General features: G+C 45.7%; 12 protein-coding genes. 5 read left to right on the plus strand and 7 right to left on the minus strand.

What is annotated here, in order from left to right; all coding sequences use genetic code 11:
* Positions 1–19: 19 nt before the first annotated feature.
* Together AC5ZC7_RS29760 and AC5ZC7_RS29765 are read left to right on the plus strand one after the other, a co-directional pair.
* Positions 20–1462, plus strand: a complete 1443-nt coding sequence (locus tag AC5ZC7_RS29760; RefSeq protein WP_496161045.1) for an ATP-binding protein — start codon at positions 20–22, stop codon at positions 1460–1462.
* 21 nt (positions 1463–1483) lie between these two features.
* Positions 1484–2170: a response regulator gene (locus AC5ZC7_RS29765; RefSeq protein ID WP_496161046.1), complete on the plus strand. Its 687-nt coding sequence runs from the start codon at positions 1484–1486 to the stop codon at positions 2168–2170.
* Here the strand turns inward: AC5ZC7_RS29765 and AC5ZC7_RS29770 are convergent.
* Positions 2167–3009 (minus strand): histidine kinase, encoded by an 843-nt coding sequence (locus tag AC5ZC7_RS29770; RefSeq protein WP_496161047.1) that lies wholly within the window; start codon positions 3007–3009, stop codon positions 2167–2169. The genes AC5ZC7_RS29765 and AC5ZC7_RS29770 overlap by 4 nt on opposite strands.
* 99 nt (positions 3010–3108) lie before the next feature.
* Here AC5ZC7_RS29770 and pheS point away from each other — a divergent pair, with 99 nt between their 5' ends.
* The 3 genes from pheS (at position 3109) to AC5ZC7_RS29785 (ending at position 6114) form a co-directional block, all read left to right on the plus strand.
* Positions 3109–4137, plus strand: a complete 1029-nt coding sequence (pheS, locus tag AC5ZC7_RS29775) for a phenylalanine--tRNA ligase subunit alpha (RefSeq protein ID WP_496161048.1) — start codon at positions 3109–3111, stop codon at positions 4135–4137.
* 99 nt (positions 4138–4236) lie between these two features.
* Positions 4237–5085 carry a 3-hydroxyacyl-CoA dehydrogenase NAD-binding domain-containing protein gene (locus tag AC5ZC7_RS29780; protein ID WP_496161049.1) on the plus strand — a complete coding sequence of 283 codons (849 nt, stop codon included), beginning with the start codon at positions 4237–4239 and terminating at the stop codon, positions 5083–5085.
* A 45-nt stretch (positions 5086–5130) separates the two neighbouring features.
* A complete protein-coding gene (locus AC5ZC7_RS29785; RefSeq protein ID WP_496161050.1) occupies positions 5131–6114 on the plus strand; it encodes an NAD-dependent epimerase/dehydratase family protein in 984 nt (327 codons plus the stop codon).
* Between the two features lie 17 nt (positions 6115–6131).
* Here AC5ZC7_RS29785 and AC5ZC7_RS29790 read toward each other — a convergent pair whose 3' ends face one another.
* The 6 genes from AC5ZC7_RS29790 to ccoG all read right to left on the minus strand — a co-directional run bounded on the left by AC5ZC7_RS29790 (position 6132) and on the right by ccoG (position 12373).
* Entirely contained in the window at positions 6132–6818 is a 687-nt protein-coding gene (locus tag AC5ZC7_RS29790) for a hypothetical protein (RefSeq protein ID WP_496161051.1), read from the minus strand.
* Between the two features lie 84 nt (positions 6819–6902).
* Positions 6903–7850 (minus strand): UDP-3-O-(3-hydroxymyristoyl)glucosamine N-acyltransferase, encoded by a 948-nt coding sequence (locus AC5ZC7_RS29795; RefSeq protein WP_496161052.1) that lies wholly within the window; start codon positions 7848–7850, stop codon positions 6903–6905.
* 574 nt (positions 7851–8424) lie between these two features.
* A complete protein-coding gene (hemN, locus tag AC5ZC7_RS29800) occupies positions 8425–9783 on the minus strand; it encodes an oxygen-independent coproporphyrinogen III oxidase (RefSeq protein WP_496161053.1) in 1359 nt (452 codons plus the stop codon).
* Between the two features lie 6 nt (positions 9784–9789).
* A complete protein-coding gene (locus tag AC5ZC7_RS29805) occupies positions 9790–10497 on the minus strand; it encodes an urease accessory protein UreH domain-containing protein (RefSeq protein WP_496161054.1) in 708 nt (235 codons plus the stop codon).
* 15 nt (positions 10498–10512) lie between these two features.
* Positions 10513–10950, minus strand: a complete 438-nt coding sequence (locus AC5ZC7_RS29810; protein WP_496161055.1) for a FixH family protein — start codon at positions 10948–10950, stop codon at positions 10513–10515.
* 37 nt (positions 10951–10987) lie between these two features.
* Entirely contained in the window at positions 10988–12373 is a 1386-nt protein-coding gene (gene ccoG, locus AC5ZC7_RS29815) for a cytochrome c oxidase accessory protein CcoG (protein ID WP_496161056.1), read from the minus strand.
* Positions 12374–12393: the final 20 nt, after the last annotated feature.

Genomic DNA, 12393 nt, shown 5'->3' on the forward strand with positions numbered 1-12393 from the left:
AAGGATCTTAAAATCTTCCATGAGACAACGAATCAGAAATATCCTCATCCTTATGTCTGTCTGTATACTGGGTATATTTCTATTCCAGGGGTATTGGCTGTATAATTCTTACAAGCTACGGCAAGAGCAGTTCAGCAAGGAGATTAACGAATCACTGCGGATGGCAGTGTTTAATAAACAGTTTTCAGATGTGCGTCGTTATATACGGTACTTTGGGAAAGATAAAGATTCATTGAATAAACCGATGCGGGGATTGGCGGATCAACTGGAAGAAATAGGCATGCCTAAAGGGAGACGATTCAGGGGACAGCGGGAGTTTGACCGTTATCCGGGTCCTCCCCCGCCAGAAGCTTTTCACGGGGACTCTCCTTCTAAGGTATATGCCGATACCCTGGCCCGGCAAATCTCGGAATTCCTTATAACCAGCAATTTGCACAACGATAGCACCAACCTCATTAAACTGGATTCTGTATTCAAAGCAGAACTGGCAAACCGGCAAATAGCCACGCCCTACAAACTGGATACTTTCCATCTCAGCTATAGTGGCTTCGAGAGGGAAACTTTCCGGGATAGTATCCGGAAACGGGAACCTCGTCAAACTTCAAAGATTCCGTTTAATCCGGCCAGCAACCTCTTTGTGCAGGCCAGCTTCGACTCTCCCCTGCAGTTTATCCTGCAGAAAATGATCTGGACCCTCCTGAGTTCCGTGGTGTTGTTGGTATTGACGACCCTCTGTTTTGTATATATGCTGAGAACGATCCTGAAGCAGAAACGGTTGTCGGAAGTGAAAAATGACTTTATCAACAACATGACGCACGAGCTGAAAACGCCTATTGCTACTGTGTCTGCAGCAGTAGAGGCCTTACAGAATTTCAATGCGCTGAATGACCAGCGGAAAACGCAAACCTACCTGGACATCTCCAAAAACGAATTACAACGTTTATCAGACCTGGTAGAGAAAGTATTGCATATTGCTGCGGAAGAAAAAGAAGATATTGAATTGTTCCGGGAAGAAACAGACTTGAATGAAGTGATCGATAATATTCTTTCCAATCATCAGCTGAAAGCGGCCAAGCCGTTGCAGTTGCGCTATGATAATAACCTGGCGGGAAAAATGGTGTATGTAGATAAAACACACCTGGCCAATGCTATCAACAACCTGGTAGATAATGCCATTAAATATTCCGGAGAACAAGTGCAGTTATATATACAAACCAGCCTGGAAAATGGTATCTTAAAGATTAGGGTGAAAGATAATGGCATTGGTATTCCCAAAGTATACCAGGGTAATATTTTTGATAAATTTTTCCGGGTACCTACCGGCAACCTGCATAATGTGAAAGGCTTTGGTTTGGGCCTGAGCTATGTGCAAAAGATTGTGCAAATGCATAATGGTACCATACAGGTGCACAGTGAACCGGATAAGGGCAGTGAGTTTATCATTATCATCCCTTCAGCATAACAACAATAAATAAAAGAGACTATGGCAAAAGTATTATTGATAGAAGACGAAGTACAGCTTGGACAGATCGTAAAAGACAGCCTCGAAATGCGGGGTTTTGAGATGTTGTATGCAGCTGATGGCAGGGAGGGACTACGTTTATATCAGCAGGAGCACCCGGATGTGGTGGTACTGGATATCATGATGCCAAATATGGATGGATTTACGGTGACATCCGAAATCCGCAAGCAGGATAAATTTACGCCGATTATCTTTCTCACGGCTAAATCTCAGACAGTGGATGTAGTAAAAGGTTTTGAGCTGGGAGGTAATGATTACCTGAAGAAGCCTTTCAGTATGGATGAGCTGATTGTGCGCATTACTGCGTTGCTGAAGCGTTTTGCCGATAACCCCGGCACCCGGGAGGTGGAGGAAGGTGCTGTATCCATCGGTCAATATGTATTTAACTACACCAAGCAAACACTTACCCGCAATAATACCACCGAGTTTCTTTCTCACCGCGAGGCGGCTATTTTGCAGCGGTTGTACAACAACAAAAATGAGGTAATGGAGCGGAAGGCAGTATTACTGGATTTATGGGGAGATGATAACTTCTTTAATGCCCGCAGCATGGACGTTTTCATCACCAAGTTGCGCCGGTACCTGAAAGATGATTCCAGGGTACAGATTGTGAATATCCGGGGGGTTGGGTATAAGTTGATTTTTTAGCCCGGTATACCCATCGTAGGAGCTACTTCAAAGGTGATGTATACACGGGTGCCTTCTATCGTGTTTTCTTTTCCAGGCAGGTCTGTAATTTCTATATTGAATTGGGTGTGGTACATGGATCGGTAAAGCGAAGCCCGCTCCATACATATTTCCATTCCCCTGGAGTGATGGTTATTCGTTTTTAAGCCTTCATGGTGATATTGCAGCGCCTGTACCCGGCCTATTCCGTTGTCGGTTACCTCACAGGCATATAAATTTTGTTGCAGCTGCATCCACTCAATATGCAGCTGCCGGTCTGTTGCTTTGTGCATTAGTCCGTGCCAGATGGCGTTTTCCACAAAAGGTTGTACCAGCATACAAGGTACCCGCAGCGCGGATGGTGAAATCCGTGGATCTGTTTTGAGCGTATATTCAAACCCTCTGTTGGTGCGTAGTTGCTCCAGTTTCAGGTATATTTCCAGCATATCAGATTCTTCTTGTAAGGAGATAAAGTTTTTATCGGCCATCAGGAGTACTTTCCTGAGCAGCAGGGCCAGTCCGGAAATGTATTCCTGGGCCAGGGCTGTTTCGCCGGTCATGAGGGCGGTATAGATGCCATTCAGGCAATTAAACTGGAAATGTGGATTTACCTGTGATTTGAGGCTGAGTAGTTTTAGTTCCGAAAGTTGTTGGCGGAGCAGCAGCAACTCTTTCTCCTGCTGAGTGGTATGTAATACCACAGCACGCTCACTGCCTTTGATGACAAGGTAACGGGACCGGTAATGGAGGAAAAGTAGTAAAAAGGCGCCAGATATGGTTATCGCCAATAGTAACCAGGTAATGTGTATGGTGACAGACATACCCTCGTTGATTTGCTGATGAAAATATACGTTATTTCCGGGAAATATGCCCGGTTTCCCCCACAACAGTTTACTTCTAATCGCTTATCTTTGTTGTTTATGGAACAGTTAGTACAGCAAATAGCCACCTACAAAGAAGAAATAGCGGCTTTTACGCCTGCGGGCGCCGCGGATCTGGAACAGTACCGCATAAAATTCCTGGGTACAAAAGGTATCGTGAAAGCTCTTTTCGGGGAGATGAAGCAGGTACCAAATGACCGTAAGAAAGAATTTGGGCAGATATTAAACGAATTTAAGCAACTCGCGGAGTCGCGCTATGAGCAGTTCAGTGAACTGAAGGATGCTGCTGGTGCTGACGCAGGCGATATTGATTATACTTTACCTGCGGCGCCACACCGCCTGGGTACCCGTCATCCTATCAGCCTGGTGCGGAATAAAATTATCCGCATTTTTGAGCGTCTTGGCTTCAGCATTGCGGAAGGACCAGAGATAGAAGACGATTGGCACAACTTTACTGCATTGAACTTACCGGAGAACCATCCGGCCCGCGACATGCAGGATACTTTCTTCATCAGCAAAAATCCTGATTGGTTGCTGCGTACCCAAACTTCTTCCGCCCAGGTAAGGGTGATGGAAGCCGGTAAGTTGCCTATCCGCATTATCAGCCCGGGAAGAGTATATCGTAATGAAACCATTTCCGCCCGTGCACACTGCTTCTTCCACCAGGTAGAAGGATTGTATATAGACGAAAATGTGTCTTTCGCGGATCTTAAGCAAACGCTGTATCACTTCGTGAAAGAGATGTTTGGCGAAAATACCGGTATCCGTTTCCGTCCTTCCTACTTCCCGTTCACGGAACCAAGTGCTGAAATGGACATCGTATGTTTCATTTGCGGAGGTACTGGCTGCCCGGTATGTAAGCAAACCGGCTGGGTAGAAATATTGGGTTGTGGAATGGTACATCCGAAAGTACTGGCCAATTGCGGTATTGATCCGGAAAAATATACGGGTTTTGCCTTCGGTATGGGAATAGAACGTATTACCATGCTGAAATATCAGATTAAAGATTTACGCCTGTTCTCGGAAAATGATACCCGTTTCCTGGAGCAATTCGAAGGTGCGGTATAAATTATGAAGCATAACGCGAAAGCATAAAGCAAAGCTATTGTAGCGAATCATCGGTCGCTGCAATAGCTTTTTTTCTGTACGAAAAAACCTCAGATAGTGATGCAATCTATAGCCGTATGTGGCGCAGGTACCATGGGTGCCGGAATAGCACAAATAGCAGCTTATAGCGGATTTAATACACTGTTGTTCGATATACGGCAGGATGGGCTGGATAAGGCGAAAGTACAAATTGAGAAGAGCCTGGCGGTAGCCGTAACAAAAGGTAAGCTAACCGCCGAAGAGCAAGCAGCCACCTTGCAACGGCTTCGTTTCACCACCGTACTGGAAGATTGTGTAGCCGATATCATTATAGAAGCGATTGTAGAGAAAATTGCCGCTAAAACTGCCTTGTTTAGTCAACTGGCGGCGATCAATTCACCAGATACCATTTTTGCCACCAATACTTCTTCCCTGTCCGTATCAGATATTGCGGCGGCAGTGGATAGCCACGCTTCCCGTGTAGTGGGCATGCACTTTTTTAACCCGGCGCACCTGATGAAGCTGGTAGAGGTAGTGAGTGGAAAGCATACCGCCCCTGAAGTAGCGGAAGCCGTATATGCCCTGGCAAAGCAGATGGGTAAGGTACCGGTGCGGGTAAAAGATGCGCCCGGGTTTATAGTGAACAGGGTGGCGAGGCATTATTACCTGGAAGCGATGCATGCCGCAGAACAAGGCGTTGCCGACTTCAGCACCATAGATCAGTTGTTGGAAAGTGTGGGCTTTAAAATGGGACCTTTTGCGTTAATGGACCTGATCGGCAATGATGTGAACCTGGCAGTAACGCAGTCGTTATACGATGCCTTTGCACATGCCTCCCGCTTTAAGCCGAATGCATTACAGGAGCAACGCGTGAAAGACGGGAAGCTGGGACGCAAAACAGGATTGGGTTTTTACAGGTATGAACAATAGTTTTGATTACTTTTGGGCCTCTTAAAGCATTAGAATTTAGTCTTCATGATTTTAGTAACTGGCGGAACAGGGTTTTTAGGTAGTCATTTAATTCGGGCATTAGTTGCTGCCGGTAAACCGGTGAGGGCATTGTACCGCCAACAACCTTCTCCCCGGTTGCAGGATATTTCCGACAAAATAGAATGGGTACAGGGCGACATCCTGGATATCTTCACCCTGGAAGATGCCCTGGTGGGTGTTACGCAGGTATATCACTGTGCGGCGATGGTGTCTTTCCAGTCGGCCGATAAAGACCGTCTTCTGAAGATTAACGTAGAAGGAACTGCTAACGTAGTGAATATGGCATTAGATGCCGGTGTGAAAAAGCTGCTCTATGTAAGCTCTGTGGCTGCCATTGGCAGAGCGAGGGAAAATGCCGCTGTCAATGAAGCTTGTGAGTGGGAAGACAGCAAAAATAACTCGCGCTATAGCATCAGTAAGTTCCAGGGAGAAATGGAAGTGTGGAGAGGCATGGCAGAAGGATTGGATGCCGTTATTGTAAATCCTTCTATCATTCTCGGTGCAGGCTTCTGGGACGATGGTTCCGGGGCATTACTGAAAAACGCCTGGAAAGAATTTCCTTACTATACCGAAGGTGTTAACGGCTTTGTAGATGTTGCCGATGTAGTGACAGCGATGGTACTGCTGATGGACAGTGATATCCAGGGAGAGCGCTTTATACTTTCTGCCGACAACTGGGGGTATCAACGTCTTTTTACCACCATGGCACATGCATTAGGTAAGAAGCCTCCTCATATAGCTGCGAAGCCCTGGATGGCAGAAGTAGTATGGCGCCTGGAAAAAGTAAAAGGGATGCTTACCGGCAAACATCCACTGGTAACAAAAGAAACTGCCCGTACTGCGCAAATGAAAGTAACCTATGAAAATACCAAAGTGCTGAATGCATTACCGGCTTTCCAGTTCCGGCCATTAGAACAAACTATCCGGGAAATAGCGTCCGCCTTTTTGGCCGAACGCGCCGGCCAATAACCGGAGATAAAGCAATATCACCACAAGAAAGCGGCCATCGCAGCCGACAGTGTTTTCGTCATTTCAGGATCTGCCTCCTTACTTACCCATACTTTGGGCTTACTGCCGGTTGACTTATCGCCAGGCTTTACTGCCGCTACGGGTTGTCCGCGGTACTGGAACTCATAGCAGATGTTTTCATAAGAATTAACCTTGCCCAAACGGTTATGAGCGGTGATGCGGATGTCTGTATCAGCCGATCGTAGTACGCCTACCGGTTTGTTTTCGTTTAGTTCCAGGTAGTGAGGCGATTTAACAATCATTTCCCAGCGCTTTAATGGCTCATTTTTGGTGCCGTTGATTAAAGTATAGTGAAGGTCTGTATTGCCCGGTAAACCACTTAAATAAGCCGGTAAATTGCGATTGGTAAAGGCAATAGCCGTTGTATTCATGGTTTGCACCAACACATGTTCGTCATTGCCGTTCAGATAGAAATTAAAGGCGTTTTTAGGGTCTTTGATGAAGGTGGCCTCCGCTACTCCATTTTTGCGGGAGGTAGTGGTATAAGCGCCTAAGGAGACCGTTTTTGCTGATAGCCAGCTGTCTTTCACCCCGGTGGTCCATTGCTGGTCGTTGCTATAGAGAGAGGGGGTTGTATGGGTGTTGTTGGGGGTGCTGCAACTCCAGAGCAGTACACTAATTAAAGCGGCAAAGAATGGTTTCATGAAGTGGGTGGGTTTAGAATGAAGGGGCGATGGCGGGTTGTTTATCTGCCCGGAAGGCAAATAAACAACCCGTTTCTGCATATCTTATTTAAGATCTTTTACTTTTTCCCAGATTTCAGGAATACGTTTGACCCAGCTAATTTCTTTCCTTTTTGTACGGGCATCATCTACGGGAGAACCGAAGTATACTTTGCCACCTTCAAGACTGGAAGGTACACCACTTTGTGCAAGTACTACCGCACCTTTTCCGATGGTGAGGTCTTTGTTTACACCTACTTGTCCCCAGAGGATTACGTTGTCTTCGATGTGCGCTTTACCGGCAATACCTACCTGTGCAGCAATGAGGCAGTTCTTGCCTACTACAGTACCATGTCCGATGTGGATCATATTATCCAGTTTAGTACCCCGGCCTATGATGGTATCTCCACTTACGCCTTTGTCGATGGTACAGCCGGCGCCTATTTCCACACTGTCTTCTATGATCACTCTGCCACAGCTCTCCAGTTTATCATACATTACTTCCCGCTCTGCTCTTTTCTTAAAGTAAAAAGCATCACTACCCAGTACTGTACCGGCATGAATGATGACGTTATCACCAATCACACAATGATCGTAGATGGTAACGTTGGGGTGTATGAGGCAGTTACTTCCAATACGCACATGGTTACCAATGAATACGTTGGGTTGAATAACAGTACCCTCTCCTATTACCGCACTATCGCTGATGGCTTTGGTTGCCGGTTCAAATGGTCTGAATCTTTTTACCAGTTTTACATAGGCACTGAATGGGTCATCAAGCACCAAAATTGCCTTGCCTTCGGGGCAGTCTACCTTTTTGTTAATGATGATGATGGTGGCTGCGGAATTAAGACTGGCATTATAGTATTTCTCAAAGTCAACAAAGGAGATATCTCCTGGCGTTACCTTATGTATTTCATTAATGCCGGTGGCCATCAATTGACTGTTGCCAATCAGCTCTGCGCCTATATATGCTGCTATTTCAGTTACTGCAACAGGTGCTTCGAACTTCATATACTCTGAATTATTAAATAATGTTAAAGAGTAACAAAGGTAGTGAATCAACAATTCCAATGATCAAAATTTGGGGAGATGATAACAACGTTTGGAAAGTTTCCACCTGCTGTTATCCACAATTATTTTAGTGGTGTGAATAAATTTTTTTGTAAAATTTTTCTTTTGTGATGAAATTCTTTTTAATATTGTGTAGGGAATTTTGTTTCCCTGTACTTACTAACCCATTCACATAACAAGAAAGTCTGATTGTTTAAACGGTCAGACTTTTTTTATTGCCTCTGAAACCCGCACGAATAAAGCGTTACAGCAGATCAGAATTTTATCTCACTAAAAATTATCACTAACTACACTTCCACTTTTTACCATTCTCATGGCAGGAAGGTGAAAAGACACTCCCCCTCATTTTTTCTACTTTTTGGGAATTTTACCCTCCAACAACGTTTTTTTATCCCTTCCCGACCAGATTTTTTTTCTGTTTTTTTATGCCTCACCGGAGATGTCGGAACAACAACAAATCTCTGTCGCTCTTTCCAACTACTCCGATGAAGTATAAAAACAGCAAACATCCTGTTTAGATAGACTTGCTAAACAATTGTGAATGTGGTACTTGTCGCCACAGACGGGCGTCGAAAGCCATACAGATGTTGCGTATAAAAGGCTTGCCTTTGGCAGTTACCATCACCTTTTGAGGGAGTACCGTTACCAGTTCATCCTTCTCCAGTTCCTGTAATCTTTGTATCCCTTCTATCACCGCTTCGCATTGTGTATCTGCTTTGTGCCAGGTAGTTTCGAAATGACACATGAGATCCTGTATATGCTTCCTTAGTAAGAGGTCTTCTTCACTGAGTATATGACCACGTACTACCGGAAACTCACCTTTGTTGACCAGCTCCTGGTAGATGTCAATCTTTTTTTCATTTTGAACATACGCGTACCAGTTGTCACCTATAGAAGATGCGCCCAAACCCACCAGCAGCGAGGTATGCGTAACAGTATACCCCATGAAGTTGCGGTGTAATCTGCCTTGTTTAAAAGCAGTATGCAGGGCTTCTCCCGGCAATGCAAAATGGTCCATACCTATTTCGGTGTAACCATTGCTGTCAAATAGCAACTTACCCAGTTCATATAACTGCCTTTTCTCTTCATCTCCGGGTAAATCTGCTTCTGTATACCGGCGTTGTCCTGTTCCCTTGATCCAGGGTACATGTGCATAACTGTAAAAAGAGATGCGATCAGGACGTAATCTTACCACCTTGTCTATGGTGTTTTGTATGCTGTTGGGCGTTTGTAATGGTAAACCATAGATCAGGTCGAAGTTGATAGACGTAAACCCTATCTTCCTGGCGTTCTCTACTACAGAGGCCACCATTTCAAAAGGCTGGATGCGATTGATGATTTCCTGTACCCGTTTGTCGAAATCCTGTATGCCCAGGCTGATTCTGCGGAAGCCCAGGTTGTATAATGTTTGCAGGTGTTCAGGTGTGGTATTGCCGGGGTGTCCTTCAAAACTCAGCGAAGCATCCGGGAGTAATTCTGCATGACTGTAAATACCTTTGAGCAAGGCCGATAAATTTTCAGCGCTGAAGAAGGTGGGTGTCCCTCCTCCCAGGTGCAATTCACGGATGCGGGGTTTGCTACCAAAGGTATTTACATACAGTTCCCACTCTTTCAACAACGTAGCGATATAAGGCGCTTCTACGCCATGATTAACGGTGATATACTTATTGCAACCACAGTAAGTACACATGCTTTCACAAAACGGAAGGTGAATATAGATACTGATACCATCCCTGCCATTAGACTCCTGGAATGACTTTTTTAATAGCGCTTTCCAATGGTCAACATTAAAGGTGTTCTCTTCCCAGTAAGGAACAGTAGGGTAACTGGTATATCGCGGTGCGGCAACGTTATATTTACTGATGAGGCTCATGATGACTTATGATTTATGACAACAATTTTTAACAACATGTTCACTCTGTGGTACCATAGTAGGGCTGATGTAAGGAATGCCCAGGTTAAGGCCCCGAAGGATCAGTAAAATTCCCATAAGGCTCACTACCACAGGTATCATACGGCGCATTTTATTCCTGGCGGAAAGGGTAACCAGGTGACTGAATGAAGTAACCCCAATCATAGCGGGCATGGTACCTGCTCCAAAGGCGGCCATGAACAATGCCCCTTTGCCTATATCGCCGGTAGCAATGGCGCCGGCAATAGCCAGGTATACGAGTCCACATGGCAGGAGTCCGTTCAAAAATCCGATGGCATATAGCGTACGGAATCGTTGTTGTTGGAGTAGCCTGCCCAGCAGGGATTTAATTTTCTGCGTAAAGGCATTGGGGCGTTGCGATGCTTTTGTCCACCGTATACCACTGTACTTCAGGCCGGCGATCAACAGTAGAAGACTACCGATAATGATAGATAGCCATTGCTGTAAGCCGCCCAGGTAGAGTTGTTTCCCCAGCCATCCGAAGATGATTCCAAGGATAGCATAGGCGCTGACGCGTCCTGCGTTATACAGCAGGATGCCTGCCATCTTTTTACTGCCGGTAAGGTGTTGCACGGGCAGGGTAAGGGCAATGGGCCCACACATACCAATGCAGTGAAAGCTGCCAACAAAACCAAGCATAAAGGAGGCAATCATATCAATCGTTTTGGATTAGTTAATGTGAAGGGACTGTTCCTGGTAAAAAGGGCGGTCATTCATGGTCCATTGTACCTTTAAACGATACTGGCCTTTGATGAATAACTGCCTGTTTATCAATTGATGTCCGGCATCATCTGCCTGAAGAGGGAGGTGAATATCTTTACCGGAATCAGAAGGTCGGTAAAAGGTGAGTTGGCCGGTAATCTTCTTCCCCTGTAACTCATGTGGAAAGGTGAGCAGCACACCGCCCTCCGGTTGGGTAACGGTAATGGGGGAAGAAAGCCCCGCCGCATTTTGTTTCCCGTCTATCACCTGTTGGTATTTTAATTCTTCGCCGTAGTAGTCCGGTGTCACCATGTCTATTTTAGTGCGCATGCTTTTGGTGACCAGTGTAAGGATGCCGGCAGCAAACACTACAAATACAATGATAATCTTATGTCCCCAGTTCATGATAATCAGTTTTAGAGATGTATATATCGATACCTGTTTATTGTACCGGTCCCAAAAAGGTGGTGCGTAAACGGGTAATTCTTTCGTTATGTTCATATAGTCCTACGTAGCACGTGGACTTTCGTTGATGTACCATTGTTTTGGGCAGCACAATGAAAAAGGTACCTTCTCCCTGTCCTTCCGCTTTCACATGAATCACCTGGTTACCGATCATTGACACCACGCCGTTTTCATCTTCCAGTTTCAATTCCAGCGGAATGTCCCTGGTGGTTTTATTGACCAGTTTAATGCGGTAGAGGTTGGAGAGGCTGTCTGTGCCCCGCTCCTGGTACAGCATGCCTGCTGTGCGCATAATGGTGCCGCTTACCGGCTTACGGCTGCCCAGCATAAAGCTGATGACCACCAGCAATAATACCAGTACAGTACTATATACTTTCAGCCGGGTGGTAAATCGTAATGGTTGTTTTTGGGCGATGCCGTTTTCTGAGGCATAGCGTATCAGTCCTTTAGCGCGGCCTGTTTGTTCCATCATAAAATCGCAGGCATCTATACAGGCGGTACAGTTCACACATTCCAGCTGGGTGCCATTCCGTATATCTATGCCTGTTGGACATACTTTCACGCATTGCATACAGTCGATGCAATCGCCATGTGCGCTGGTATCGTGTTTGCGGAACTTAGCACGGGGTTCTCCCCTTTCATAGTCATATGCTACCAGTATGGAGTTTTTATCTAGCAATACGCCTTGTAAACGGCCGTAGGGGCATACAATGGTGCAGATCTGTTCCCGCATAAAGGCAAACACGCCATAGAATACACCCGAAAACACCAGCAGGGCAATAAAGCCACCGGTATGCGCTGACACCGGCTCGGTGATAATGCGTCCTAATGCCCTGGCCCCGATGATATACGCCAGGAACATATTGGCAATTAGAAAGGATAATGCATAAAAGGCCAGGTGCTTACCTGTTTTACGAATAATTTTGTTAGCATTCCAGGGCGACTGCTGTAACATTCGCTGTGCCGCCGCATCGCCTTCTATCCAGTATTCCAGCCTGCGGAACAACATTTCCATGAAGATGGTTTGTGGGCACATCCAACCGCAGAAAAGCCGCCCGAAAGCCATGGTAAATACTACGATGAAAAGAATGAATGCCAGCATCGCCAACCCAAAGATGAAAAAGTCCTGCGGCCAGAAAATAGCCCCGAAGAGAATGAATTTTCCTTCGATCACATTCAGCAGGAATAAAGGCCTGCCATTTATAGAAATAAACGGCAGGCTAAAGAAAACACTAAAATAGAAGAGACTCACCCAACTACGGATATTATACCAGCGCCCTTCGGGCTGCTTCGCAAAAATCCAGTTGCGCTTGCCTTGTTTATCAACGGTGGCTATTGTATCTCTGAATGTGCTGTTACTCATGTGTATACTTTTTTATCCCT

The sequence above is a fragment of the Chitinophaga sp. 9-1-y genome (assembly GCF_059511905.2).